A 23,717-nucleotide genomic window follows, 5' to 3' on the forward strand; every position below is an offset into this window, starting at 1 on the left:
GACGAGGGGCCGGGTTATCGCTCGCCCGGCCCCTCGATCGGTCAGTTCGTTTTCGTGAGTCTCAGCCGCCGGCCTGCGCCACCAGAAGCGCCGGCATCCGCTCGGGCGCTCGCTCGCTCGCCTCGCCGCGCTCGGAGGCGAAGGGAATGCCGAGCGCCGACCAGGTCTCGCGCAGCGCCTCGCGCAGATGCGCCACCAGCGCGTCGTCGTGAAGCGGGGTCGGCGTGATGCGCAGTCGCTCCGTGCCGCGCGGCACGGTCGGGTAGTTGATCGGCTGGATGTAGATGCCGTGCACCTCGAGCAGCCGGTCGCTCGCCCGCTTGCACAGGTCCGGGTCGCCCACCAGAACCGGCACGATATGCGTGTCGGACGGCATCACCGGCAGGTCGGCCTCGGCCAGGAGCTGCTTCACCGCGCCGGCCTGACGCTGCTGTCCGGCGCGCTCGGCGCCCGAGGCCTTGAGGTGGCGGATCGAAGCCGTCGCGGCCGCCGCGAGCGCGGGCGGGAGGGCGGTGGTGAAGATGAAGCCCGGCGCGTAGGAGCGCACCGCGTCGATCACGGCGCGCGAGCCCGCGATATAGCCACCCAGCACGCCGAAGGCCTTGGCCAGCGTTCCCTCGATCACGTCGAGACGATGCGCGACGCCGTCGCGCTCCGTGATGCCGCCGCCATGCGCGCCGTACATCCCGACCGCATGGACCTCGTCGATATAGGTCATCGCGTTGTAGCGGTCGGCGAGGTCGCAGATCGCGGAGATCGGCGCGACGTCGCCGTCCATCGAGTAGACGCTCTCGAAGACGATCAGCTTGGGCCGGCCCGGATCCGCGGCGGCCAGCAACTCCTCGAGGTGCTGTAGGTCGTTGTGACGGAAGACCTGCTTGCGCACGCCGGAGCGGCGCACGCCCTCGATCATCGAGGCATGGTTCAGCTCGTCCGACAGGATCAGGCAGTCGGGCAGGAGCTTGGCGATGGTCGAGATCGACGCCTCGTTCGACACGAAGCCCGAGGTGAAGACGAGGGCCGCCTCCTTGCCGTGCAGCTCGGCGAGCTCGCGCTCGAGCTCCACCAGCGGGTGGCTGGTGCCCGAGATGTTGCGCGTGCCGCCCGCGCCCGAGCCCAGACCCTGCGCGGTCGTGGTCATCGCGTCGATGACGCTCGGGTGCTGGCCCATGCCGAGATAGTCGTTGGAGCACCAGACCGTGATCTCGCGGCTCTTGCCCTCGTGCCGCCAGAGGGCAGCCGGAAAGCGGCCTGCGATGCGCTCGAGATCGGCGAAGACGCGGTAGCGCTTCTCGGCATGAATAGCTTCGATCGCCGCTTCGAAGTGCGAATGGTAGTCGATCATGCGGGACTCCTTCATGAGAAGCGTTCTAGGCTTCCCGGCTCCTTGAGTCCACCTGGACAGACGGTCCTAGGGCCGCTTCGCCGCATGGATCACGCATGCGTTCGTGTCATGGCTCACCGTTGTCGGCGGCCATTTCCTCGCCCCCGTCCGGTGCCTCGCCAGAATCGCGCCTAGCCTTGGCCTGTGCCTTGCGCCGCTTGAGGTTCTCGCGCAGCTGCTCCTCCAGCCGCTTCTGCCGCTGCAGCTTGGCGGGATCCTTGGGCGCGTGGTCGCTCATGGCCTGGCTCCGATGCGTTCGAGTTCGCGGATCATGCGGTGGTCCTCCCATCCGAGCGCCTCCAGCGCGCTTGTCGTGGGACGCCAGTTGGTTTCGCGGCGAAACCGTGCGTCGTGGAACACAAGACTGCCCTCGACGCGCCGCCAGGTCTCGCCGCGTCCCAGAAGCCGGGCGGCCAGTCGGGGCAGGGCGCTCGGCAACGCAAGTGGGGCGCCGCCGCGCATGGCGCCTGCCATATCACGCAAGGTCGGCGCCTCGTCGGCGGCCACGAGATAGGGACCGCCCGTCGGCGCACCCTCCAGCGCGCGCGCAAACGCCTCTAGGGCATCGCCAAGCCACAGGACGCTGCGCCGCCCCCCGTCGGGAACGGGCACGGGCACGGGCAGGCGTGTCAGCCGCCGCAGCTGGGCGATCGCGCCACGCCCGCCGGGACCGAAGACCGGCGGCAGGCGCAGGGCGACACCGCGCGTTGAGCCACCCTCGAGCGATTGCGCCAACTCGGCCTCGGCCGCGAGCTTTGAGGCGGCGTAAAGGTTCTGCGGAGCGATGCGCTCCGCTTCCGTGACCGGCGCTTCGCCGAGGCCATGGACGAGGCCGGTCGACGCCACGACGACCACGCGTGCGCCCACGCCCGCCGCGCGGCTCGCGAGCGCCCGCGTTCCCTGCGCGTTGGCCGCCATCAGAGCCGCGTCGTCGAGCGCCTCGCGCGCGCCGCGCGCCGGGTTGAGAGCGGCCAGATGCGCCACCGCCTCGATGCCGTCCGGCCAGCCGGTCCAGTCCCGGACGGCGCGCAGATCGTCTGGTGCCGCGCCATGGCCGCGCAGGAGCGGCACGACCTCGTGGCCGCGCGCTTGCAGGAAGGGAAGAAGATGGCGGCCGATGAATCCGCGGGAGCCGGTCAGGAGAATGCGCAAGCGGGGAAACGGTCCTTGTTTCCGGCCGGGTTCTCCGGCAATCGAAGCGCCATGAAGCGCCTCTTCGACATCGTGGCAAGTCTCGGCGGGCTCGTGGTCCTCGGCTGGCTGATCGTGCTCCTCGCCGTTCTCGTCCGGCGCGACAGCGCGGGACCGGGTCTGTTCCGGCAGGAGAGGGTCGGGCGCAACGGCGTGCCGTTCACGTGCCTGAAGCTGCGAACCATGCGGATCGACACGGTCTCGGCCGCCTCGCACGACACGCCGGCCTCGGCCGTCACCGCGCTCGGCGCCCGCCTGCGGCGCTGGAAGCTCGACGAGTTGCCCCAGCTCTGGAACGTCTTGAAGGGCGAGATGAGCTTCGTCGGTCCGCGTCCCTGCCTGTTGATCCAGCGCGAGCTGATCGAGGAGCGACGCCGTCGCGGCGTCCTTGCGCTGCGCCCCGGCATCACGGGTCTGGCGCAGGTTCAGGGCATCGACATGCGCGATCCCGTGCGCCTGGCCGAGATCGATGCACGCTACGGCGCCTCGCGCTCGTTCCTGGGCGATCTCGCGCTGATCCTGCGCACCGTCGCGGGCGGAGGGCAGGGCGACCGTGTCGCCAGCTGACGAGACGTCCATGCCCCGCCCGCTTCGCTGTCTGACCTGGAACCTCCACGGCTTCATCGGAGAAGGGCGGCGGCCCGATCCCGAGCGGTCCCTGCGCGTCATCCGCGAGATCGACGCGGATGTCGCGGCCCTGCAGGAGGTCGATGGCCGAACCCGTCTGGGCCGCTTGCCGAAGGCCTTCGAGCGGCTCACCGCAGGGCTCGGCGGCTTCGTCCTGGAGGCCCGCCTGTTCGGCGAAGGCGAGACTGCGTATGGCCACATGCTCTGGAGCCGATACCCGCTGAGCGGCGAGGTCGTGCTCCTGCCGGGACCTGGCAACGAGCCGCGCGGAGTGATCCGGGCCCGGGTCGAGACGCCGCGAGGCCCGCTCCACGTTCTCGCCACGCATTTCGGCCTGCGCCCCCAGGCGCGGCGGCGGCAGGCGGAGGCCGTGGCAGGCCTGGTCGGGTCCGGCCCGACGATCGCGCTCGGCGACTTCAACGAGTGGAACCCGAAGGGCGGCGTCGACCGGCGACTGCGCGCCGTCCTCTCGGCGCGCGCGGCGCTCGCGTCCTGGCCCGCGCAGCGACCGCTCGTGCCGCTCGACCGAGCTTATGCGGGTGGCGGTGCGCGCATCGTCGGGGCACGGACGGCGCCCGCCACCGCACCGGCGTCGGACCATCTGGGTCTTGTCGTCGACCTGGAGTTCTAGCGCGCGCGCCGCGGGTCCAGAAGGTCGCGCAGGCCGTCGCCCGCGAGGTTGAAGCCGAGAACGAGCAGCGCGATCGCACCGGCCGGCGCGGCGAGCAGCCAGGGCGCCGGGCCGAGATAGGTCTGCGCATCCGCCAGCATCCGGCCCCAGGAGGGTGCGGGCGGCGGCGGGCCGACGCCGATAAACGACAGCCCGGCCTCGGTGATCACCGCCAGCCCCATCTGGATCGAGGCCTGCACCGCGACCTCGCCGCCGATCGCGGGCAGGACGTGGCGCCGCACGATGCCCGCGCCGGGCACGCCCAGCGCGCGGGCGGCGCGCACGAAGTCCTGCGCCAGGACGCGCCGCGCCCCGTTGCGCGCGACGCGGGCGAAGACCGGCAGCGTGAAGAGCGCGATGGCGGCGATCGCACTGGTTCGTCCGGCTCCGAGCGCGGCCCCGAGCATCAAGGCCGACAGCACCGGGGGAAAGGCGAACAGAAGATCCATCGCCCGCATCAGCGCCCGCTCGAGCCGTCCGCCGCGCAGAGCGGCCAGAAGGCCGATCGCGGTGCCGAGGGCCGCGCCGATCAGAACCGAGACCACGGCCACGACGAGCGTCTGGCCGGCGCCGAGCATCAGGAGCGAGAAGGTATCGCGCCCCAGTGCGTCGGTCCCGAACCAGGCTTCGGAACCGGGCGCGAGAAGGCGCGCGCGCATGCGCAGGCGCAGCGGCTCCGCGACCGGCGTCCACCACGCCGCCACGAGGGCCAGCCCCGCGACCAGTGCGAGAAGCATGCCGCCCACGAGAAGACGCGGCGGCGTCCGTTCCCTCATGGCCGCTCGCCCCATCGCGGGTCGAGCCGGCCGAGCGCGAAATCCACCAGCGCGTTCACGCCGATCACGGTCGCGACCAGAAGCAGCGCGACCGCCTGGAGCGTGACGAGGTCGCGGTTCTGAAGCGACTGCACGGCAAGCTGCCCGAGGCCGGGCAAGGCGAAGACCGTTTCCACCAGCACCGCGCCGCCCACCAGGAACGAGAACTGCAGGCCCATGACCGTGGCAACCGCCACCAGGCTGTTGGGCAGGGCGTGGCGACGCAGCGCCTGGCCGCGCGACAGGCCCTTGGCGCGGGCGGTGCGCATATAGTCCTCGGACCCGACATCCATCAGCGCGGCGCGCGCCACGCGCGCCAGCACCATGCCCTGAGGCAGCGCCAGCGCGAGCGTTGGCAGCGCCAGGCTCTGCAGCGCGGGGAGAAACCCGTCCTGCCATCCGGGAAAGCCACCGGTGGGCCAGGCGGTGCTGCGGCTCGCCAGAAGCACGAGACAGAGCCCGACCACGAAGGCCGGCACCGCGGTTCCCGCCTGCGTGGCGATCGTCGTCAATCGGTCGAGCCAGCCGCCCGGCCGCCGGGCCGACAGGAGACCGAGCCCAAGCCCGATCGCGGCGGCGAGCAGAAAGCCGAGGAACGCGAGCGGCAGGGTCAGCGCGAGGCGTGCCCCGACCAGCACTGAGACCGGCGTGCCGTAGGTCAGCGAACGTCCGAGATCGCCCCGCAGCGCATCGCCCAGCCATTCGAGCCAGCGCAGGAGGATGGGGCGGTCGAGGCCGAGTTCGAGGCGAAGGGCCGCCAGCGTGTCGGGCCGAGCCGCCGTTCCCAGCATCACGGCGGCCGGGTCGCCCGGCAGGGCGTTCGCGGCCAGGAAAATGATGAGCGAGGCGCCCACCAGCATCAGGAGGACGCCGGCGGCGCCCTTCACGGCTGCCAGCGGACCGCCGTCAGGTCGTTGGCGGGGATCGGCTCGTCGCTCCACAAGCCGGTGAGGCGCTTGTCCCAGATGCCGAGCTTGGGCATGACGAAGAGGTAGAGGGCGGGCAGGTCGTCGGCGAGAATGCGCTGCGCGTCTCCGTAGAGGGCCAGCCGGTCCTCCTCGTCCAGCGTGCGCTCGGCCTGGGCCAGCGTCTCGTCGAAGCGCGGGTTTCGATAGCCGAAATAATAGTCGGGGCGTGCGTAGATCCCGATGTCGAGCGGTTCGGCATGGGCGACGATGGTCATGTCGAAGTCGTGGCCCTTGAGGACCTGGTCGACCCAGACCGCGGGAAACTCCGTCGGCACGATGCGCAGCGTGACGCCGATCTCGGCGAGAAGCGCCTGCAGCACCTCGGCGGAACGGGTGGCGTAGGCCATCTGCGGTGTGCGGATCGTGGTCTCGAAACCGTTCGGGTAGCCCGCCTCGGCCAGAAGCCGCTTGGCCGCCTGCGGATCGTAGGGAACGTGGTTCGCGAGATCGACATAGCCCGGGTCGTTGGGCGTGTAGTGGCTGCCGATCGGGGTGCCGAAGCCCGCCCACGCCCCCTCGATCACGGCCGCGCGGTCTACCGCCATCATCAGGGCGCGTCGCACGCGGGTGTCGTCGAAGGGCTTGCGCCGCTCGTTCATGCCGGCGACGACCTTGAGCTCCGTGTCGCCGATCACGACCGCCAGCCGCTCCTCGCGCCGAAGGTCCTCGACGAGCTCGGGCGCGCCGAACTCGGGAATGGCGTCGACGGCACCCGAGCGCAGCGCCGCCGCCTGGGCCTGCGGGTCGCTGATGAAGCGGAACTCCGCCTCGCGCAACGCCGGCGCCGGGCCCCAGTAGGTCTCGATGCGCTCCAGGCGCAGACGGTCGCCCGGCCGCCACTCGGCCAGGCGATAGGGGCCGGTGCCGACCGGCGCGGAGCGGTTGGTCTCTGCGCTGGAGGGTTCCACCATGACGGCCGCCGGCCAGCCGAGATGGGTGAGGAGGTCGCCGGACGGCTCGGAAAGGCGCAGCACCAGCGTTCGGGGATCGGGCGTCTCGACCGCCTGGATCTTCGTGAAGAACTGCTTCTGCGGATTGGTGGAGCCGTCGCCGCGCGCCCGGTCGATCGAGAACCGGGCGGTGGAGGCGTCGAAGGCGACGCCGTTGCTGAAGCGCACGCCTTCGCGCAGCGTGAAGCTGACGGTGCGCCCCTCGTCGGACACGGTCCAGTCGGTCGCGAGCTGGGGCAGGATCTGCCCGTTCTCGTCGATTCGCGTCAGGCCTTGGAAGACGTTCTGCCAGACGATCTGGCCGATCGCGGCGGGCGCGGCCGCGGTCGGGTCGAGGCCCGCCGGTTCGATCGACATCGCGATGCGAATGTCGTCGCGCGGCGTCTGCGCACCGGCGGGAAGGCTGCTCGGCAGCGCGAGAACCAACGCCGCGAGAGCCAGGCGCCAGCGAGGAAGGAGGGCCATGACGGGGTCCCCTTGGATACGAACGGACGGCCCGGGTGGCCGCATCGGCGCACAGGCAGCACAGAAGCGGCGTCGTGTCGAGATGAGGCGGCTAGCGCTCGCCGAAGAGGTCGCGCTGCGCCTTCTCCAGCTCCTCGGCATAGCGCTTGCGCGCGTGGCTTTCGGACAGGACGCCCAGCACCGAACCGTCCGGGGCGAGCACGACGACCTCGTCGGCGCCGGTCTCGTCGAAGACGTGCATCGTGGTCTGGATGTCGTCGCCCGGCTCCAGCACCGCATCGTGGGTGCCCATCAGGGTTCCGACCGGGCTCTCGGCCTCCAGTCCCTCGGCAAAGGCACCCGCGGTCTGGACGATGCCGGCATAATGGCCCGCCTCGTCCAGAAGCACGACGCGGCCGACCGAACCGAGCGGAAAGCGACGCCGGAACTCGGCGATCGTCGCGGTCTCAGGAATGGTCCGGGCGTCGCGCCGCATCATCCGGCCGGCCGTGAGCGTTCGGACCCAGCCGACGTCGCGCGCACTCTTGACGGTCTCGCCACGCAGGTGAAGGCGCCACGTGGAGAAGGAGTAGCCGAAGACCTCGCGAACGATCAGCGAGGCGACCAGCGAGGCGGCGAGCACGGCGCCCACCAGCGCGAAGTCCTGCGTCGTCTCGAGCACCAGCATCGCCATGGTCATCGGCCCGCCGATTACCGACACCGCGAGCGCCGCCATGCCCACCACCGCCGCATCCCCGCCATCCAGCAGCGGCCGACCGGCCAATCCCGCAAGGCCGGCCGCAAAGAGATGGCCGAGCAGCGTTCCCAGAAACAGCGAGGCGAAGAACAGGCCGCCGCGAAAGCCGAAGCCGAGCGAGACCACCGAAGCGAGCGACTTGAGAAGGAACACCGCCGCCACCAGCCCGATGCCGGCACCCGCCGCGATGTCGAGGTGCATGGCGCCGTGGCCGGCCGAGAGCGTCTGAGGCGACAGAAAGGCGATCGGCACAAGCAGGAGGCCGCCCACGGCCGGGCGCAGCCAGCGCGGCAGCCACGCGGGCCGGGTGTGCGCTTCCAGAAGCGCCACCAGGCGCATCAGCGCGATGCCGAACAGCGCCGCCGCCACGCCCAAGCCCGCATAGGCGAGATAGCTCGCCGTATCCAGCGCCGCCGCCTCTGTGACGTGAAGCACGTAGCCCTTCGCGCCGAGCGCCTCGGCGGCCAGCGCTCCCGTCAGCGACGCGGCCACCACGGGTGCGATCGCGGCCGGCGTGTAGGCGCCGATCACGATCTCGAAGGCGTAGAAGGCGCCCACCAGCGGGGCGCCGAAGGCCGCCGCGATGCCCGCACCCGCTCCCGCGCCGGTCAGCGTTCGGAAGTCGGCGCGACGCAGCGCGAAGAGGCGGCCGCCGAGCGACGCCGCCGCGCCGCCCATCTGCGCATAGGCCGCCTCGAGGCCGACCGAGGCGCCGAAGCCGTTGGAGATCACGGTCTGGCCGGTGATCACGAGGCTGTCGCGCCCCGACATGCGTCCGCCGTGCAGCGCGTTGGCCTCGACCGCGTCCACCAGCGCGCGGCGGCGGGCCCTGACGAGGAGGCCGAACAGGCCGAGCGCGAGGCCCCCGAGCGGCAGGATGGCGAGCTGCCAGGGCTCCAGCGACGGCTGCGCGCTGAGCCGCTCGGGCTGAGGCAGCTGAAACAGGAGTACCTGGATCGCGTAGGCAAGGCGGCTGATCAGAACGGTGAGCACGCCGCTCGCCCCGCCCACGAGCGCCGCCAGAAGAACGAACCAGACCTCGGAGCGGCGAAACAGGCGACGCAGCGTCTCGCGCCATCCCGTCTCGCGCAGGCGGCGAACGCGGCGGCGCAGCGTGTCCGAGGCGCTCAACGGCGCCGGCCCGGCCGCGAGGCGCCGTTATTGGATCGATTTGAACGGGGGCAGGGGCGAAGTTCAACTGGCATGGGGGCACGGATCGCGTTAGAGCGCGGACGACTCGAGGCCGGAGCCTCCCTCCGGCATGGCAGGAAAGGTCGTACCATGACAGTTGAGCCCAAGCGCATTGCGGTAACCGGCGCGGCCGGACAGATCTGCTACTCCCTCCTGTTCCGCATCGCCAACGGCGACGTCTACGGCAAGGACACGCCGGTCATCCTGCAGCTGCTCGACCTGCCCCAGGCGCAGAAGGCCGTGCGGGGCGTGGTGATGGAGCTCGAGGACTGCGCCTTCCCGCTCCTGCGCGACGTCGTGATCACGGACGATCCGGCGGATGCGTTCCGCGACATCGACGCCGGCTTCTTCGTGGGCTCGCGTCCGCGCACCGCCGGCATGGAGCGCCGCGATCTCCTGAACGCCAACGCCGAGATCTTCCGCACGCAGGGACGCGCTCTCGACGCTGCGGCCAAGCGCGACGCCAAGGTGATCGTGGTCGGCAACCCGGCCAACACCAACGCGATGATCCTGGCGGCCAACGCGCCGGGCTTCCCGACCGAGAACATCACCGCCATGCTGCGGCTCGACCACAACCGCGCGCTGACCCAGTTCGCGCAGCGCGGCGGCGTGGGGGTCGACGAGATCCGCAAGCTCGTGGTCTGGGGCAACCACTCGCCCACCATGTTCGCCGACTGGCGCAACGCCACGGCCGCCGGCAAGCCGCTGCCCGACGTGATCGGCGACGAGACCTGGTACAGGGACACGCTGATCCCGACCGTGGGCAAGCGCGGCGCGGCGATCATCGAGGCGCGCGGCGCCTCGTCGGCCGCCTCGGCGGCCAACGCCGCGATCGACCACATGCGCGACTGGATCAAGGGCTCCGACGGCGACTGGGTGTCGATGGGCATCTCGTCGGACGGTTCCTACGGCATCCCGGAAGGCCTGATGTGCGGCGTTCCGGTGATCTGCGCGAACGGCTCCTACGAGCGCGTGCAGGGCCTGGAGATCAACGCGTTCCAGCAGCAGATGCTGGACCGCACCGTGGCCGAGCTCGTGGAAGAGCGCGACGCCGTCTCGGCGCTGCTCTGAACGTGATCGCGGGGCGGGGGCGCGCAGGCGCCCCCGAAACCCTCTTTTAAGCCTCCGCGGCGAAACTCGGGTCACAGTCGCGTTCCGAGTTGCCTGATGCCGACGAGCCGCATTCCCGTCTTTCTCCTGCTCGTGGCGCTGGCCGCCCTGGCAAGCGGTTGCGCGCGCGTCCAGCGCATGAGCTCGCAGGAATGCCTGGCCCGCGCGATGTATTTCGAGAGCAACCGCTCCAGCGAGGAGGGCATGCTGGCGGTCGGCACCGTGGTCATGAACCGCCTGCAGTCCGGCAAGTACCCCGAAAGCGTCTGCGGCGTGGTCGGGCAGAAGAACCAGTTCGCACCGGGCGTCCTGTCGAAGCCCATGGCCAAGGGCCGGGACCTCGCCATGCGCACCGCGGGCCGGGTTCTCAAGGGCGAGCGCCATCCGCGCGTCGCCAAGGCGATGTTCTTCCACACCGCCGGCTATTCCTACCCCTATACCAACATGCACTACGTCACGATCCAAGGCGGCAACGCCTTCTACGAGAAGCGTCGCAACGCGACCTCGACGCAGGCCGCCGTCGCCGCGCGCGAGGCGGCCGAACGCGAAGGGCGGCTGCCCTACCAGCCGGCCGCGCGCCAGGTCGCCGTGGTCTCCGCGCCGGCCGCTCCCGCGACTGCTCAGGGCGTCGCCCTGCGCCGCGCGGCTCGCCAGATCGCCGCGGAGGGACCGCCGCCGCGCGCCACCGGACAAACCCTCGACACGATGTCGATCGAGGACCTGATCCGCATGAACGGCGGCTGACGGTGCGTCGCTCACGCGTCCGGGAAGTCCGCCGAGAGCGAGACGTCGCGCAGGTTCTCGATCTGCGTCAGCCGCTCGCGCAGGCGCTGCGTGATCCCCTCGAAGGCGGGCTTGCCCAGCACCAGGTGGCGCGGGGCCTCGGCCATCTCGGTCGCGCGGATCATCGCCTCGCCGGCGCGAACCGGATCGCCCGGCTGCTTGCCGCTGATGTCGGACGTGCCCTTGAGCCGCGCGCCGGCGGTCTCGGCATAGGCCTCGATGCGGTTCGGCGTCTGGCGCAGCGAGCGGCCCGCCCAGTCGGTGCGGAAGGGGCCGGGCTCGACGCAGGTCACCTTGATGCCGAGCGGCTTGCCCTCCACCGCGAGCGCGTCCGAGAAGCCCTCCACCGCGTGCTTGGTGGCGGCGTAGTAGCCCGAGCCGGGATAGCCGATGAAGCCGGCCTGCGAGGTGATGTTGAGGACGTGGCCGCTGCGCTGCTCGCGCATCGCGGGCAAGACGGCGCGTGTCATGGCGAAGAGGCCGAAGACGTTGGCGTCGAACTGCTGGCGGATCTCGTTCTCGTCGCCCTCCTCGATCGAGGCCTGGTAGCCGTAGCCCGCGTTGTTGACGAGCACGTCGATGCGGCCGAACCGGTCGAGGGCGTCCTTCACGGCGGCGTCGATCTCCGCCTGTTTCGTGACGTCGAGCGTGACCGCCAGCGCCCGCTCGGGCGCGAGCGCGACGAGATCGGCCAGGCGCGCCTTGTCGCGCGCCGTGACTACCGCGCGCCAGCCGCGACCAAGAACCAGGCGCGCGAGCTCGAGGCCGAAGCCGGTGGAGCAGCCGGTGATGAACCAGACGGGTGCGGTGTTGTCGGCCATGGGGCCTCCTTGGGTGGCTGGAAACGAAGGGGAGTGGGGCGGCCCGCGACACGGAGCCGCCGACGCGTCGCCCGCTATCTGGAACCTCCACGCCCCCGTGCCAGGGGTTCCCTTACGATCCGCGCCCCGGGGCGCATGACCTTCCTCGCTTCGGGTTCCTGACCGCCGTGCCTCGCATCTCCTGCCTTCGTGCGCTTCTGGCGCTGCCGATCCTCGTCTCGCTCGCCGCCTGCCAGACCGCCGACCTGTCGCGCGTGGACCTGGCGGCCGGTCTCGTGCCGCCGTCCAAGGCCCCGGCACTGACCGCGACCAGCGAGGTACCCTCGAGCCGCACGCCCTCGGCCATCGTGATCGACCAGGATACGGGCCGCGTCCTCTTTGCCGACGACGCCGACGGCCTGCGCCATCCCGCCTCGACCACGAAGCTGATGACGCTGCTTCTCCTGTTCGAGGCGATGGATGCGGGCAAGGTGACCCTGGACACGCCGCTCGCCGTTTCGGCGCGGGCCGCAGCGCGTCCGCCCTCCAAGCTCGGCCTTCGTCCGGGCTCCACGATCCGCGTGCGCGACGCGCTTCCCGCTCTGGCGGTGAAGTCGTCCAACGACGTCGCAAGCGTGGTGGCCGAAAACCTCGGCGGCACCGAGGAGCGCTTCGCGCTCCAGATGAATGCCAAGGCGCGCCAGCTCGGCATGACGCGCACCAACTTCGCCAACGCGTCCGGCCTGCCGGACGAGCGCCAGATCTCGACCGCGCGCGACCTCGCGGTACTCGGCCTCACCATCCGCAAGCGCTTCCCCGGCATGCGCGGGCTCTTCATGACCGAGGGGTTCGAGTACAACGGCCGGCACTACGCCTCGACCAACAAGCTGCTCGGGCGCGTTCCCGGCGTCGACGGCATGAAGACGGGCTACGTCAACGCGTCGGGCTTCAACCTCGTCGCCAGCGCCCGGCGCGGCGGGCGCGGCGTGATCGTGGTGGTGATCGGGGGCGCGAGCGGTCGCTCGCGCGACGCACGCGTCGAGGACCTGATCGATACCTATCTCGGCCCCGCCGGCGGCAGCGCGCCGGCGGCTGCGGCGCCGGTCGTGATGGCGGCGCCCGCGCGCGTGGCGCCCGCCGTGCCGGTTGCCCTTGCGCCGGCCGCTCCCGCCACGCTGCCAGGCGACTTCGGGATGCCCGGGCTCGACGAGTAGCGGATCAGTCGGAGTAGCGTTCCTCCGCGAAGGGGTCGCCGCGATTGTGGTAGCCCCGGACCTCCCAGAAGCCCGGCTGGTCGCGCGTGCGGAACTCGATCTCGCGCAGCCACTTCGCGCTCTTCCAGAAGTAGAGATGCGGCACCACGAGCCGGATCGGCCCGCCATGCTCGCGCGTCAGCGGTTCTCCTTCCCAGGAATGGGCGATGATGGCGTTCTCGGCCGCGAAGTCCTCCAGAGCGAGGTTGGTCGTGTAGCCGTCGTAGGAGGACAGGATCACGAAGGCCGCGTCCGCGCGCGGCTGGACGATGTCCAGGAAGTCGCGCGTCGACAGCCCGTCCCAGCGGTTGTCGTAGCGCGACCAAGTGGTCACGCAGTGGATGTCGGTGGTCTCGCTGGTCTGCTTCTGCGCGCGAAACGTGGCGAAGTCCCAACTCTGCGGCCGCTCCACCGCGCCCTTCACGTCGAGGCGCCAGCGCTCGGTCGGGACGCCGGGCGTCAGGCCGAGATCCAGCACGGGCCAGTTCCGGACGAGGTGCTGACCGGGCGGAAGGCGCTCGGCTTCGGGCCGCACGACGCGTCCGGTCAGGAAGCGGCCCTCGCGCGCCCAGCTTTCCTTGGTGCGCGTCAGCTTGGAATCGTCGGGCGTCGGGCTCGCGTCGTCGCTCATCGCTCAGGTCTCCTCGAAACGATCCGAACGTAGGCAGCCGCAGCGGAGCGCTCAAGCGCAGTCCGTTCTTGAAAACCGCGGCAAACGGCCGATGTGCTGGCCGATGGTACGACGCGCGACGAACCGACGGCAGGGACCGGGAGCTTGGCTGCCTATGCTGCTTCTGCTCGCGGGCCTGGTCGCGCTCGCGAGCCCCGTCGCGGCGGTTCCGCGCGAGGCGCATCCGCTGTCGCAGACGATGGCTGATTGCGCCGGGCACGACGAGCCGACGTCCGGTGCGCGTCACGCCGATCTCTGCTGCGCCTTTCACTGCGCGCCGGCGATCCCGATCGTCGCGCCGGCTGCGATCCGGCCGATTCCGGCCCCCTTCCGCTACGCCCGTCCCGCGGACGAGGATCCGGCGCAATGGGGCCGGCCCGTCCCGGTTCCACCGCCACGCGTGGCCTGACCCCCTTCGAATTCCGCTTCTCCTGACCATGGCGCCGTCGGCCGAACCGGCGACAGGCGCGAACGCTATGGATTTCCCTATGTTCGATCGCTCGATACCGGCCGCGATGCTGTGCGCGGCGCTTCTGTTCGTCACCCCGCCCGCGCGGGCGCAGGACCATTCCGGCCACGCCATGCCGGCAGAGCCGGGTGCCGCGGCGGCGGCCCACGCCGGTCATGCGGCCATGTCGCCCGGCTCGCCCTCGGCCGCCTACATGGACGCCATGCGCGGCATGGATGAGGCCATGGCAGCCATGCCCATGACCGGCCAGGCCGGCGTCGACTACGCCCGCATGATGATTCCGCACCACCGCAGCGCCGTGGAGATGGCCCGTGCCTATCTCGCTAGCGGCGAGCGCGACCCCGTCCTCGTCAAGCTCTCGCAGGAGATCGTCGCCTCGCAGGAGCGCGAGATCGCGCTTCTGGAGGGCTGGCTGCGCGAGCACGCGCCGCAATAGGCAACCTGCGCGGGACCGCCCCTCGCCGGGGGCGGTCCTTCCCCTAGCTGGCTAGACTTGTTCTTCCGCATCCTGGAACAATCCCCCCATGTCCACACTGCCAAGGAGCGCCCGCCCGATCTGGCGTTCGATCTTCGAGCGCCTCGAGATCCGCGGCCTCGTCGTGCTCCTGCTGGCTTCCGGCGCGATCGGGGCGTTCCTGGCGATCGCCGGAGAGGTGGGGGAGGGCGACACGCACGCCTTCGACGACGCGATCCTCCTGTGGTTCCGCACGCCCGGCGATCCGTCCGACCCGATCGGCCCGCTCTGGGTGGAACTGGCCTTTCGCGATATCACCGCGCTCGGCGGCATGACCGTCCTGACGCTCATCACGGTCACGGTCGCGGCCTATCTGGCGCTGGTTCGCAAATGGTCCTCGGCGCTGCTCGTGCTCGCCTCGGTTCTCGGCGCGATACTCGTCTCGAGCCTTCTGAAGCTCGGCTTCGACCGGCCGCGTCCCGATGTCGTGTCGCATCTCGTGGACGTCCACACGCTGAGCTTCCCGAGCGGCCACGCCATGCTGTCGGCCGCGACCTACCTGACGCTCGGCGCGCTCCTGTCGCGCACGCAGGCCGCGCTCACGACGCGCATCTACCTGATGGGCGTCGCGATCGCGCTGACCCTCCTGATCGGCACGAGCCGCATCTTCCTCGGCGTCCACTACCCGACCGACGTCCTGGCCGGCTGGTGCGCCGGCTCGGCCTGGGCGCTCCTGTGCTGGACGGTCGCGCGCTGGCTGCAGCACAGGGGCGACGTCGAGCCGTCGAGCTGACGCCGCCGCTGGAAGTTTCCGTCAGGCCTCGATCGGCATCCGGATCTGCATCTTCACCTCGCCCTTGGGGGCCTGGGCGGCGAGCTTGAAGGCCTCGACGCTCTCCTCGAAGGAAAACGTGCGGGTGATCAGCGGCGACAGGTCGATCGCGCCGGACGCCAGCATCGCGATGCAACGCGGGAAGACGTGCGCGTAGCGGAACACGTGCTCGACGCGCGCTTCCTTCACCATGGCGCCCACCACGTCGTAGCTCGGCTTCTTCATGGGCATGCCGACGAACACCACCGTGCCGCCGGGGCAGAGCGGGTCGAAGATCGTCTCGATGGCCCGTTCGGAACCGGCGCACTCGTAGACGACGTCGGCGCCCCAGCCCGCCGTCTCGCGACGCACCGCCTCGCCGAGATCCTCGCGCCCGACGTTGACCGCCGTCACCGAGCCAAGCGTCTTGGCGATCTCCAGCTTCGTGTCGTCGACGTCGGAGACGATCACATGCGCCGCTCCCGCCGCCAGCGCCGCCAGCACGGTCACGAGGCCGATCGGTCCCGCGCCGATCACCACCGCGACATGGCCGGGCTCGCCGCGCGCCTTGGTCGCCGCGTGGACGCCGACGGCGAGCGGCTCCACCATCGCGGCCTGGGCGAAGCTGACCGTGTCCGGCAGCTTGAACGTGAAGGCCTCCGGGTGAACCACGGAGGAGCGCAAGACGCCGTGGATCGGCGGCGTCGCCCAGAAGCGCACGGCCGGATCGAGATTGTAGAGGCCGAGCCGCGTCGCCCGCCCGTTCGGATCCGGGATGCCGGGCTCCATGCACACCCGGTCGCCGGCCTTCAGCGTCGTGACCGCCGCACCCGTCTCGGTCACGATGCCGCTGGCCTCGTGGCCGAGGATCATCGGCTCCTTGACCACGAAGGAGCCGATGGCGCCGTGCGTGAAGTAGTGGACGTCCGAGCCGCAGATGCCGACCGTATGGATCGCGATGCGCACGTCGTTGGGGCCGAGCGGCTCGTCCAGCACGAAGTCGCGCAGCGCCAGCCGGTCCTTCTCCTCCAGGACGAGGGCACGGCCGCTCTGGGTCGTCGTGCGCTTGAGCTCCTCGATCGATGTCATGGCCCGCTTCCTCCTGATGCGATGTCGCTTCACCATCGCTCCACCGCTTTCCCGGCGCCGCGTCAAGTGCGAAGCCGGCGAGGTCGGGGCGTGGCACCGCAATCGTGGTCCTGTGCGGCGGGCCGGTTTCGGGAACCGGCACCGGCAAGACCCGTTCTCGCAGGGTGAAACGATGGATGGAGGGCGCCATGCCACGCGGCGACAAGTCCAAGTACACCGACAAGCAGGAGCGAAAGGCGGACCATATCGCCGAAAGCTACGAATCGCGGGGCGTGCCCGAGGCGGAAGCCGAGCGGCGCGCCTGGGCGACCGTCAACAAGGAGGACGGCGGCGGCAACAAGAGCGGGTCCGGCCGCGGTCATCCGACCGACCACACGCCCTCCAAGAAGGGCGGGAAGAAGGGTGGCAAGGCGTCCGCATCGCGCACCGCCGCGGAGCGCTCGGCGTCAGCCAAGAAGGCGGCCGCCACGCGCAAGCGGAACGCGGAGCACCGTGCGGGGGCCTGACAGGTCCTAGCGGCGGAACGCTGCGCCGCCCCGCCGGCGGCTCGTCTTCCCGGGCCATCGACGACAAGCCGATCGCGTATCCGGCCGGGCGCGTTGTTGCGCGTAATGATCCGACGCCGGGCCCTCTTCGGGCGCCGCACTCCACAGGTTGGCGCATCGGCACGGCTCGCGCGTCACGCGCCGCATTCAGCGTTCGACCTGTCACCCTCACGCGAGAAACCGACCGGGCTTCCCGAGACCGATCCCGACTATCGGACCGGAAACAAAAAAGGGCGCCGGCCGAAGCCAGCGCCCCCGTTCGAATGCGACGAACTTACTTCGACGGCGGGGTGATGTTGCCGTCGCCGGTCGAGGTGCCGGGAACCGGGTTCGAGGTCTGCTGGGTCGGCGAACCCGTGGCCGGGGCGTTGCCGGTGGTCACGACCGTGCTGGCCGCGGCGGCGGGCATGGCGGACTCTTTGCCCTGATCCGTACCCGGGACCGGGTTCGAGGTCTGCTCCGGCTGCGCGGTCGCGGCCGGTGCCATCGCGCCGGACGGGGCGGTCGGCGGAATCACGGAGGTCTCGCCGGCCTCGGAGCCCGGGACGGGATTGGTGTTGGTGGTGGAGGTGTCCTGGGCGAGGGCAGCGCCGGAAACCAGCGTGGCGACGGCGAGGGCGAGCATGGTACGCTTCATGATGCTAACTCCAGATGACGGGACGATCTTTGAAGCCTGCCCGCCGCGTCCCGCTCCGGGCCGGACAAGCATTCTCGACGCCCTCAACACGATTTCGCCTTATATGGTTCCGCACCAATTCCATGATCCCCTTCCGGCGACCGGAACGAATCCGTGACGGCGGGTCGCATCGCCTTTCGCGCGGCGCGCGGCCTGCTCCTCGACCCCGCGATCGCACCACGCGAGAAGCGCGAGCGGTTCCGCTGGCCGGAGCCCCAGCCCTTCAACTGGGCGCTGGACTGGTTCGACGGCGTCTTGGCGGCCGATCCGGAAACCGCCACGCGACCCGCGTTGCGCATCCGCGAGGCGAGGCAGGGGATCGAGACGGTCCTGAGCTTTCGTGACCTCTCGAATCGCTCCTCGCGCGTGGCCCGCCTTCTCGTGAATCTGGGTCTGCAGCGCGGTGACCGGCTGCTCGTGATGCTGCGGAACGAGCCGGCGCTGTGGGAAACCCAGCTCGCCTGCTTCAAGGCGGGCATCACGGTGATCCCCGCCAGCCCGCTTCTGGCACCGCACGAGTTGCGCGATCGTCTGCAACGCGGGCAGGCGCGGTGCGTCGTCGCGCGCCAAACGCTGGGGGCCGTTCTCGACGAGGTCGGCTTCCGCGGACGGCGCCTATCGCCCGAGCGCGAGGCGCCGAAGGGCTGGCGCAGCCTCGCGGAGGCCGACGGGCTCGACGCGTCCTTCCACCCCGCGCACGAGACGGCGCCGGACGATCCGATGCTTCTGTATTTCACGTCGGGCACCACGGCGCTGCCCAAGCTCGTGCTCCACACCCACCGCTCCTATCCCGTGGGGTCGCTGTCCACGATGCACTGGCTGGGCGTGCAACCCGGCGACATCCATCTCAACGTATCCTCGCCGGGGTGGGCGAAGCACGCCTGGAGCTCGCTGTTCGCGCCCTGGAGCGCCGGTGCGACGGTGGCGGTCCTAGAACAGGAGCGCTTCGAGCCGGGGCGGCTTCTGGCGACGCTGGACGACATGGCCGTGACGACCTTCTGCGCGCCGCCGACGGTGTGGCGCCATCTCGTCGGCCACGGACTGGGCGTGCGGCCCGGCCGGCTGCGCGAGGCGGTCTCGTCGGGCGAGCCGCTGAATGCTCCGGTGATCGAGGCCGTTGCCCGCGCGTGGGGCCTGCGCGTTCGCGACGGCTACGGCCAGACCGAGACCACGGCCATGGTCGGGCACGTTCCCGGTGCGGTCGGCGCGATCGGATCCATGGGGCGGCCGCTGCCGGGATACCCGATCGTGCTTCTGGACGCCGACGACCGCGAGGTGACCGAGGGTGAGGTCGCGCTGCGCTGGACCGAAAACCGACCCGGCGGCCTGACGGCGAGCGCGACGCTGTCGGGAACCGGCGTCTACCGCACCGGCGACGTCGCGCGTCGCAACGCGGACGGGACGCTCACCTTCGTCGGGCGCGTCGACGACGTCTTCAAGTCATCGGATTATCGCGTCAGCCCCTTCGAACTCGAAAGCGCGCTGGTGGCGCATCCGGCGGTGCGCGAGGCGGCCGTGGTTCCAATGGCCGACGCGCTGCGCCTGGCCGTGCCGCAAGCCTTCGTCCTGCTGGAGAACGGCCATCCGGCGAGCAAGGAGACGGCACGCCTTCTGTTCGAGCACCTTCAGGGACGCTTGTCGCCCTACCAGCGCATCCGGCGCATCACCTTCGTGGACGACCTGCCCAAGACGCTGTCGGGCAAGATCCGTCGCCGCGACCTGCGGGTCGAGGGAAGGGGTGACGAGGGGAGCGGTTTCGACGAGGCGGCGATCGCCGGTCGTGTCTGAGGGAGCGATGCGCCTCAGCGCATGCTGATGACGCGGCCGAGGCTATTGGCGAGCGAACGGCCGTCGCAGGGCTTGCTGCACACGGTGACACCGGGGTAGCGGCGCGTCAAAACCGCCTTTTCGCCCTGGCCCGTGTGGAACACGAAGGGCACCTGCCGCTCGTGGAGAAGGTCGGCGACCGGATAGGAGGCCTCGCCGTGCAGGTTGAGGTCGAGCACGACGGCGTCGAAGGCACCGCCCTCCGCCTTCGCGCGGGCCTGGGCCAGCGTGCTGGCGCAAACGACGCTCGCGCCGCAGTCCTCGAGTTCGGCTTCGATGTCGAGCGCGACCAGAAACTCGTCCTCGACCACGAGAACCCTCTTGCCCTGCAGCGTCACAGACTGCGTCATCATAACCGAGGCTCCGACCCGTCCTGTCACGCCACTTCCATTCGCGCCTACACAACGCACGGAAGGGGATTTGGCTCCCGTTTCGTTGCGGCGCAACCCGATCGAACCCCGCGGCCCGCCGTTATCCCGACGGAACCGTTCGCTCTGGTCGTGTCCGCATCTGGCGCGATGGGGCCGGAGGGCGAGGGGCACCCACCTCGTCGCGGCGGTTGCGTTGCGGATCGGTCACAGCGTCGGCGCCGACGGTCAGCCCGCGACCTCGACGATCGCCTTCACCAATCCCTGCTTGTCGTGGGCCCAGACGGGGATGCGGGTGGCCGCCTCGTCCAGCGTCGTGCGGTGGGTTGCCAGGCGGTCCGTCGGGACGAGGCCGGCGCGGATCGAGGCCATGACGTGCTCGAAGTCCACCGCCAGAGCGTTGCGGCTGCCGACGAGCCGCATCTCGCGCTTGTGGAACTCGGGGTCCGAGAAGCGGATGTCGCCAGTCACGACGCTCACGAGAACCAGCGTTCCCCCGTGCCCGACATCGGCAAAGCCCGCCTGCATCGAGGCCGGGTGTCCGGTCGCGTCGAACACGACCTCGAACCCATCGCCGGCCGTCATCTCGCGCACGCGCTCGGTGCGTGCCTCGTCGGCGACCATGGCTCGGGGAAGACCGAGCGCGCTGGTGGCAAAGTCGAGGCGCTCCTGGATCGGGTCCATGATCGTGACGTCGAGCCCGGCCAGCTTGGCGAAGATCGCCGTGCCGAGGCCGATCGGCCCGGCGCCGACAACCAGCGCATGACCCTCGGTGATCTGCGAGCGACGCACGGCATGCGCGCCGATCGCCAGGAATTCCACCATCGCGGCGTCGCGCAACGACAGATCGCCCGCCGCGATGAGGTTGCCCTCCGGCACCTCGATGCGCTCGCACAGCGCGCCGTCCCGGTGGACGCCCAGCACCTCGATCCGCATGCAGCAGTTGAAGCGACCCCGGCGGCAGGCCGCGCAGGTGCCGCAGCTGACATAGGGATTGACGACGACCGGCGTGCCCTCGGGCAGGCGTGCGCTCTGCGCGACGCGCCCGGAGACCTCGTGGCCCATCACCCGCGGATACTGGAGAAAGGGGTGCTTGCCCTCGAAGATGTGGTAGTCGGTGCCGCAAATCCCGACATGGCCAACGTCCACCAGCGCCCATCCCTCGCGGGTCTGGCTTGGCCTCTCCCGCTCGTCCAGCGCCAGCCGGCCCGGCTCGGCGCAGACCAGCGCCCGCATCGCATGCGTCATCGGATCCGCTCCTACTGCCGGCGACGGCGCAGCTGGTCGAAGTAGACGATCACGATGATCAGTCCGCCGGTGATGATGCGCTGCCAGAAGGAATTGACGTTGAGGAGGTTGGCGCCGTTGTTGATGGTGGCGAGGATGAACGCGCCGATCAGCGGGCCCTGCACCGAGCCGACCGCGCCGAAGAGCGAGGTGCCGCCGATCACGGAGGAGGCGATGGCCTGCAGCTCCCAGCCTTCCGCCTGCGTGGCGTTGCCCACGCCGATGCGCGCGGCCAGGAGCACGCCGACGAAGGCGGCGAAGACGGCCGAGAGCGAGTAGGCCATGTAGATCATGCGCGGCACGTTCACGCCCGACAGGCGCGCGGCCTCGGGGTTGGAGCCGACCGCGAAGAGGTAGCGCCCGAACCGGCTCATATGAAGGAAGACGTAGGCCGGCACCGCGACCAGGATCACCATCCAGAACAGGTTGGGGATGCCGAGGAAGCTCTCGCGCGAGAAGGCGTTGAAGCCCGCGTCCGTGATCGAGATCGTGGAGCCGTTGGTGATCACGAGGCCGATGCCGCGCAGCGCGGTCAGCGTCGCCAACGTGATGATGAAGGGCGGCAGGCCCATCTTCACGATGCCGAAGCCGTGGAACAGGCCGATCAGGAGACCCATGACGAGGGTCAGGATCACCGCCGCCCAGACCGGCACGCCGGCCTGCAGGAGGTAGGCGATCACCGTGGTCGAGAAGCCGACGATAGCGCCCACCGACAGGTCGATGCCCGAAGTGATGATCACGAAGGTCTGGCCGATCGCCAGGATCGCGATCATCGAGCCCTGGCGCAGGAGGTTGGCGATGTTGTTGGCGGTGGCGAAGGTCGGCGTCGCGAAGCTCAGGAACACCCAGAGCGCGACCAAGAGGCCGAGCAGCGTCAGCGCGAACAGGAAGCCGAAGTTGCGACGCGCCACGGGGGCGGCCTCCGGCGCGGCGGGGGAGGTCTGAACGGTCATGGGCGCCTCGCAAAACGCTCGAAGGAAGGAAGCACGGTCAGACCCCGATCGCCTGGGCGAGGATGGTCTCGTGACTGGTCTCGTGGAAGCCGCTGGAGCCGACGAGCCGTCCGCTGCGGAAGACGTGCAGCGTGTCGGCGAGCTCGTAGACCTCCGGCAGGTAGGAGGAGATCAGGAGGATGCCGGCGCCCTTCTGGAGAAGCTGGCCGAACAGGCGGTAGATTTCGGCCTTGGTGCCGACGTCGACGCCCACCGTCGGCTCGTCGAAGATGAAGAGCTCGGCACCGTGGGCGAGCCACTTGCCGATCACGATCTTCTGCTGGTTGCCGCCCGACATGGCCGAGGCGAGCGTGCGGCGGCTCGGCGTCTTGATCGCGAGATCGCGGATCTGCCGGTCGGCCTCCTCGGCCTCGCGGCGGCGCGAGATCGTGAGGCCGCTCGTCACGCGGTCGTAGATCGGGAGGTTCAGGTTGAGGCCGATCGGCAGGTTGAGGGCGAGGCCCTGGTCGCGCCGCGACTCGGGCGCGAGCGCGAGGCCGAGGTCGATCGCCTGGCGCTCGGAGCGGATGTCGACCGGCTTGTTCTTCCAGAAGATCTCGCCCGCGGTCTTCGGGTTGCGACCAAACAGCGAGAGCGCGAACTCCGAGCGCCCCGCGCCGATCAGGCCGTAGAGCCCGACGATCTCGCCGCGCCGAACGGTCAGCGAGACGTCCTCGAAGCCCTTGCCCGAGAGATGGCGCGCCTCGATCAGCGGCTCCCCGATCGCGACCTTGTCCTTGTGATAGATCTGGTCGAGCGAGCGGTTGATCATCAGCGAGACGAGTTCGGCGTCGTTCGTCTCGCGGATGTTGCGCGTTCCCACATGGGTGCCGTCGCGCAGCACCGACACGCGGTCGGCCAGCTCGAACACCTCCTCCATGCGGTGGCTGATGTAGACGATCGTGACGCCCTCGCTCTTGAGGCGGCGGATCAGCGTGAAGAGCTGGGCGGCCTCCTGGCGCGTCAGGTAGGCGGTGGGCTCGTCGAAGATGATGAAGCGCGTGCCGCGCAGCGAGGCTCTGGCGGTGGCGACCAACTGCTGCTGGCCGATCGTCAGGCTGCCGAGCTCGGCGGTGGCCGGCAGGCGGAAGCCCATGTCGTCGAGGATGACCTGTGCGGCGCGGTTCATCTCGCGCTTGCGAAGCAGGCCGCCGCGCACGCTCTCGTCGCCCAGGAAGATGTTGGCGGCCACCGACAGGTGGCGGCACAGAACGACCTCCTGGTGGACGGCGTTGATGCCGTGGTCGATCGCCTCCTGCGGGGTGGCGAGCGCGACGGGGGCGCCGCGCCAGACGATCTCGCCGCCCGAGCGACGGATGACGCCGGTCAGAAGCTTGATCAGCGTCGACTTGCCGGCGCCGTTCTCGCCGACGATCGCGTGGATCTCGCCGGCACGGAACGAGAGCGAACAGGGCTTGAGCGCGAGAACCTGGCCGTAGCGCTTCTCGAGGCCGCGCAGTTCCAGGATGGTCTCGCCGGCGGCCACGGGCGGCTCGGCGGGCGCGGCGTGTTCGCCGGCCGGTCGCGGATCGAGGGGGGAGGGCGCTGTGGTCAAGGAATGCCTCCTTCGAGCAGGGGCCTGCGAG

At 70.4% G+C, this 23,717-nt stretch carries 25 protein-coding genes; 10 read left to right on the plus strand and 15 right to left on the minus strand.

Annotated features, from left to right (window positions below; translation table 11 throughout):
* Nucleotides 1-61 precede the first annotated feature (61 nt).
* The 3 genes from hemA to BLQ76_RS16160 form a co-directional block, all read right to left on the minus strand.
* Nucleotides 62-1,342 (minus strand): 5-aminolevulinate synthase, encoded by a 1,281-nt coding sequence (gene hemA / locus BLQ76_RS16155; RefSeq protein WP_170842632.1) that lies wholly within the window; start codon nucleotides 1,340-1,342, stop codon nucleotides 62-64.
* Between the two features lie 109 nt (nucleotides 1,343-1,451).
* Complete coding sequence (locus tag BLQ76_RS22170; RefSeq protein WP_170842622.1) at nucleotides 1,452-1,622, minus strand: hypothetical protein; 171 nt, start codon at nucleotides 1,620-1,622, stop codon at nucleotides 1,452-1,454.
* Nucleotides 1,619-2,536 (minus strand): NAD-dependent epimerase/dehydratase family protein, encoded by a 918-nt coding sequence (locus tag BLQ76_RS16160; protein ID WP_170842623.1) that lies wholly within the window; start codon nucleotides 2,534-2,536, stop codon nucleotides 1,619-1,621. The genes BLQ76_RS22170 and BLQ76_RS16160 overlap by 4 nt, the downstream gene beginning before the upstream one ends.
* A gap of 51 nt (nucleotides 2,537-2,587) precedes the next feature.
* On the opposite strand from BLQ76_RS16160, the gene BLQ76_RS21775 reads away from it, so the two are divergent.
* A complete protein-coding gene (locus BLQ76_RS21775) occupies nucleotides 2,588-3,142 on the plus strand; it encodes a sugar transferase (protein ID WP_139184034.1) in 555 nt (184 codons plus the stop codon).
* Nucleotides 3,143-3,152: 10 nt separating this feature from the next.
* On the plus strand, nucleotides 3,153-3,833 hold the full coding sequence (locus tag BLQ76_RS16165) for an endonuclease/exonuclease/phosphatase family protein (protein ID WP_090675417.1): 681 nt from the start codon (nucleotides 3,153-3,155) through the stop codon (nucleotides 3,831-3,833).
* Here the strand turns inward: BLQ76_RS16165 and BLQ76_RS16170 are convergent.
* From BLQ76_RS16170 to BLQ76_RS16185, 4 genes are all read right to left on the minus strand, one after another.
* Complete coding sequence (locus BLQ76_RS16170; protein WP_244519683.1) at nucleotides 3,830-4,648, minus strand: ABC transporter permease; 819 nt, start codon at nucleotides 4,646-4,648, stop codon at nucleotides 3,830-3,832. The two genes, BLQ76_RS16165 and BLQ76_RS16170, sit on opposite strands and share 4 nt — an antisense overlap.
* Nucleotides 4,645-5,574, minus strand: coding sequence for an ABC transporter permease (locus BLQ76_RS16175; RefSeq protein ID WP_280140075.1), 930 nt, complete (start codon nucleotides 5,572-5,574; stop codon nucleotides 4,645-4,647). The genes BLQ76_RS16170 and BLQ76_RS16175 overlap by 4 nt, the downstream gene beginning before the upstream one ends.
* Nucleotides 5,571-7,070: an ABC transporter substrate-binding protein gene (locus tag BLQ76_RS16180; protein WP_090675421.1), complete on the minus strand. Its 1,500-nt coding sequence runs from the start codon at nucleotides 7,068-7,070 to the stop codon at nucleotides 5,571-5,573. Before BLQ76_RS16180 ends, BLQ76_RS16175 begins: the two co-directional genes overlap by 4 nt.
* A gap of 91 nt (nucleotides 7,071-7,161) precedes the next feature.
* Nucleotides 7,162-8,937, minus strand: a complete 1,776-nt coding sequence (locus BLQ76_RS16185) for a chloride channel protein (RefSeq protein WP_210184183.1) — start codon at nucleotides 8,935-8,937, stop codon at nucleotides 7,162-7,164.
* A 150-nt stretch (nucleotides 8,938-9,087) separates the two neighbouring features.
* Between BLQ76_RS16185 and BLQ76_RS16190 the strand changes: the two genes are divergently transcribed.
* Both BLQ76_RS16190 and BLQ76_RS16195 read left to right on the plus strand, forming a co-directional pair.
* Nucleotides 9,088-10,068, plus strand: a complete 981-nt coding sequence (locus BLQ76_RS16190) for a malate dehydrogenase (protein WP_090675423.1) — start codon at nucleotides 9,088-9,090, stop codon at nucleotides 10,066-10,068.
* A gap of 96 nt (nucleotides 10,069-10,164) precedes the next feature.
* Nucleotides 10,165-10,851: a cell wall hydrolase gene (locus tag BLQ76_RS16195; protein WP_244519684.1), complete on the plus strand. Its 687-nt coding sequence runs from the start codon at nucleotides 10,165-10,167 to the stop codon at nucleotides 10,849-10,851.
* An 11-nt stretch (nucleotides 10,852-10,862) separates the two neighbouring features.
* On the opposite strand, the gene BLQ76_RS16200 is transcribed toward BLQ76_RS16195, so the two are convergent.
* Nucleotides 10,863-11,711, minus strand: coding sequence for an oxidoreductase (locus BLQ76_RS16200; protein WP_090675426.1), 849 nt, complete (start codon nucleotides 11,709-11,711; stop codon nucleotides 10,863-10,865).
* Between the two features lie 167 nt (nucleotides 11,712-11,878).
* Here BLQ76_RS16200 and BLQ76_RS16205 point away from each other — a divergent pair, with 167 nt between their 5' ends.
* Nucleotides 11,879-12,904, plus strand: coding sequence for a D-alanyl-D-alanine carboxypeptidase family protein (locus BLQ76_RS16205; RefSeq protein ID WP_244519685.1), 1,026 nt, complete (start codon nucleotides 11,879-11,881; stop codon nucleotides 12,902-12,904).
* A 4-nt stretch (nucleotides 12,905-12,908) separates the two neighbouring features.
* On the opposite strand, the gene BLQ76_RS16210 is transcribed toward BLQ76_RS16205, so the two are convergent.
* Nucleotides 12,909-13,574 carry a sulfite oxidase-like oxidoreductase gene (locus BLQ76_RS16210; protein WP_090675428.1) on the minus strand — a complete coding sequence of 222 codons (666 nt, stop codon included), beginning with the start codon at nucleotides 13,572-13,574 and terminating at the stop codon, nucleotides 12,909-12,911.
* A 154-nt stretch (nucleotides 13,575-13,728) separates the two neighbouring features.
* Between BLQ76_RS16210 and BLQ76_RS16215 the strand changes: the two genes are divergently transcribed.
* The 3 genes from BLQ76_RS16215 (at nucleotide 13,729) to BLQ76_RS16225 (ending at nucleotide 15,329) form a co-directional block, all read left to right on the plus strand.
* A complete protein-coding gene (locus BLQ76_RS16215; RefSeq protein WP_090675431.1) occupies nucleotides 13,729-14,022 on the plus strand; it encodes a hypothetical protein in 294 nt (97 codons plus the stop codon).
* Nucleotides 14,023-14,101: 79 nt separating this feature from the next.
* Nucleotides 14,102-14,518: a DUF305 domain-containing protein gene (locus BLQ76_RS16220; RefSeq protein WP_210184184.1), complete on the plus strand. Its 417-nt coding sequence runs from the start codon at nucleotides 14,102-14,104 to the stop codon at nucleotides 14,516-14,518.
* An 88-nt stretch (nucleotides 14,519-14,606) separates the two neighbouring features.
* Nucleotides 14,607-15,329 (plus strand): phosphatase PAP2 family protein, encoded by a 723-nt coding sequence (locus BLQ76_RS16225; RefSeq protein ID WP_090675436.1) that lies wholly within the window; start codon nucleotides 14,607-14,609, stop codon nucleotides 15,327-15,329.
* Between the two features lie 21 nt (nucleotides 15,330-15,350).
* Here BLQ76_RS16225 and BLQ76_RS16230 read toward each other — a convergent pair whose 3' ends face one another.
* Entirely contained in the window at nucleotides 15,351-16,436 is a 1,086-nt protein-coding gene (locus BLQ76_RS16230) for an NAD(P)-dependent alcohol dehydrogenase (protein ID WP_090675438.1), read from the minus strand.
* 188 nt (nucleotides 16,437-16,624) lie between these two features.
* Here BLQ76_RS16230 and BLQ76_RS16235 point away from each other — a divergent pair, with 188 nt between their 5' ends.
* On the plus strand, nucleotides 16,625-16,942 hold the full coding sequence (locus BLQ76_RS16235; RefSeq protein ID WP_090675747.1) for a type II toxin-antitoxin system RelE/ParE family toxin: 318 nt from the start codon (nucleotides 16,625-16,627) through the stop codon (nucleotides 16,940-16,942).
* A gap of 313 nt (nucleotides 16,943-17,255) precedes the next feature.
* Here the strand turns inward: BLQ76_RS16235 and BLQ76_RS16240 are convergent, their stop codons facing one another.
* Nucleotides 17,256-17,618, minus strand: a complete 363-nt coding sequence (locus tag BLQ76_RS16240; protein ID WP_139184035.1) for a hypothetical protein — start codon at nucleotides 17,616-17,618, stop codon at nucleotides 17,256-17,258.
* A 153-nt stretch (nucleotides 17,619-17,771) separates the two neighbouring features.
* Here BLQ76_RS16240 and BLQ76_RS16245 point away from each other — a divergent pair, with 153 nt between their 5' ends.
* Nucleotides 17,772-19,445 (plus strand): AMP-binding protein, encoded by a 1,674-nt coding sequence (locus BLQ76_RS16245; protein ID WP_090675442.1) that lies wholly within the window; start codon nucleotides 17,772-17,774, stop codon nucleotides 19,443-19,445.
* Between the two features lie 14 nt (nucleotides 19,446-19,459).
* Here the strand turns inward: BLQ76_RS16245 and BLQ76_RS16250 are convergent, their stop codons facing one another.
* The 4 genes from BLQ76_RS16250 to BLQ76_RS16265 all read right to left on the minus strand — a co-directional run bounded on the left by BLQ76_RS16250 (nucleotide 19,460) and on the right by BLQ76_RS16265 (nucleotide 23,617).
* Nucleotides 19,460-19,834, minus strand: coding sequence for a response regulator (locus BLQ76_RS16250; RefSeq protein ID WP_090675749.1), 375 nt, complete (start codon nucleotides 19,832-19,834; stop codon nucleotides 19,460-19,462).
* Between the two features lie 246 nt (nucleotides 19,835-20,080).
* Nucleotides 20,081-21,088, minus strand: coding sequence for a zinc-binding alcohol dehydrogenase family protein (locus tag BLQ76_RS16255; protein WP_090675751.1), 1,008 nt, complete (start codon nucleotides 21,086-21,088; stop codon nucleotides 20,081-20,083).
* A gap of 23 nt (nucleotides 21,089-21,111) precedes the next feature.
* Nucleotides 21,112-22,092 (minus strand): ABC transporter permease, encoded by a 981-nt coding sequence (locus tag BLQ76_RS16260; RefSeq protein ID WP_090675445.1) that lies wholly within the window; start codon nucleotides 22,090-22,092, stop codon nucleotides 21,112-21,114.
* Between the two features lie 37 nt (nucleotides 22,093-22,129).
* Nucleotides 22,130-23,617 (minus strand): sugar ABC transporter ATP-binding protein, encoded by a 1,488-nt coding sequence (locus BLQ76_RS16265; RefSeq protein ID WP_244519691.1) that lies wholly within the window; start codon nucleotides 23,615-23,617, stop codon nucleotides 22,130-22,132.
* Between the last annotated feature and the right edge of the window lie 100 nt (nucleotides 23,618-23,717).

It is taken from the genome of Aureimonas jatrophae, from assembly GCF_900104035.1.
Taxonomy (GTDB): Bacteria; Pseudomonadota; Alphaproteobacteria; order Rhizobiales; family Rhizobiaceae; genus Aureimonas; species Aureimonas jatrophae.

Coding starts and splice junctions, on each gene's coding strand:
- BLQ76_RS16230 (WP_090675438.1), bottom strand. CDS start 16,436: ATGACATCGATCGAGGAGCTCAAGCGCACGACGACCCAGAGCGGCCGT.
- BLQ76_RS16165 (WP_090675417.1), top strand. CDS start 3,153: ATGCCCCGCCCGCTTCGCTGTCTGACCTGGAACCTCCACGGCTTCATC.
- BLQ76_RS21775 (WP_139184034.1), top strand. CDS start 2,588: ATGAAGCGCCTCTTCGACATCGTGGCAAGTCTCGGCGGGCTCGTGGTC.
- BLQ76_RS16235 (WP_090675747.1), top strand. CDS start 16,625: ATGCCACGCGGCGACAAGTCCAAGTACACCGACAAGCAGGAGCGAAAG.
- BLQ76_RS16225 (WP_090675436.1), top strand. CDS start 14,607: ATGTCCACACTGCCAAGGAGCGCCCGCCCGATCTGGCGTTCGATCTTC.
- BLQ76_RS16170 (WP_244519683.1), bottom strand. CDS start 4,648: ATGAGGGAACGGACGCCGCCGCGTCTTCTCGTGGGCGGCATGCTTCTC.
- BLQ76_RS16210 (WP_090675428.1), bottom strand. CDS start 13,574: ATGAGCGACGACGCGAGCCCGACGCCCGACGATTCCAAGCTGACGCGC.
- BLQ76_RS16260 (WP_090675445.1), bottom strand. CDS start 22,092: ATGACCGTTCAGACCTCCCCCGCCGCGCCGGAGGCCGCCCCCGTGGCG.
- BLQ76_RS16180 (WP_090675421.1), bottom strand. CDS start 7,070: ATGGCCCTCCTTCCTCGCTGGCGCCTGGCTCTCGCGGCGTTGGTTCTC.
- BLQ76_RS16255 (WP_090675751.1), bottom strand. CDS start 21,088: ATGCGGGCGCTGGTCTGCGCCGAGCCGGGCCGGCTGGCGCTGGACGAG.
- BLQ76_RS16200 (WP_090675426.1), bottom strand. CDS start 11,711: ATGGCCGACAACACCGCACCCGTCTGGTTCATCACCGGCTGCTCCACC.
- BLQ76_RS16220 (WP_210184184.1), top strand. CDS start 14,102: ATGTTCGATCGCTCGATACCGGCCGCGATGCTGTGCGCGGCGCTTCTG.
- BLQ76_RS16190 (WP_090675423.1), top strand. CDS start 9,088: ATGACAGTTGAGCCCAAGCGCATTGCGGTAACCGGCGCGGCCGGACAG.
- BLQ76_RS22170 (WP_170842622.1), bottom strand. CDS start 1,622: ATGAGCGACCACGCGCCCAAGGATCCCGCCAAGCTGCAGCGGCAGAAG.
- BLQ76_RS16250 (WP_090675749.1), bottom strand. CDS start 19,834: ATGACGCAGTCTGTGACGCTGCAGGGCAAGAGGGTTCTCGTGGTCGAG.
- BLQ76_RS16215 (WP_090675431.1), top strand. CDS start 13,729: ATGCTGCTTCTGCTCGCGGGCCTGGTCGCGCTCGCGAGCCCCGTCGCG.
- BLQ76_RS16240 (WP_139184035.1), bottom strand. CDS start 17,618: ATGAAGCGTACCATGCTCGCCCTCGCCGTCGCCACGCTGGTTTCCGGC.
- BLQ76_RS16195 (WP_244519684.1), top strand. CDS start 10,165: ATGCCGACGAGCCGCATTCCCGTCTTTCTCCTGCTCGTGGCGCTGGCC.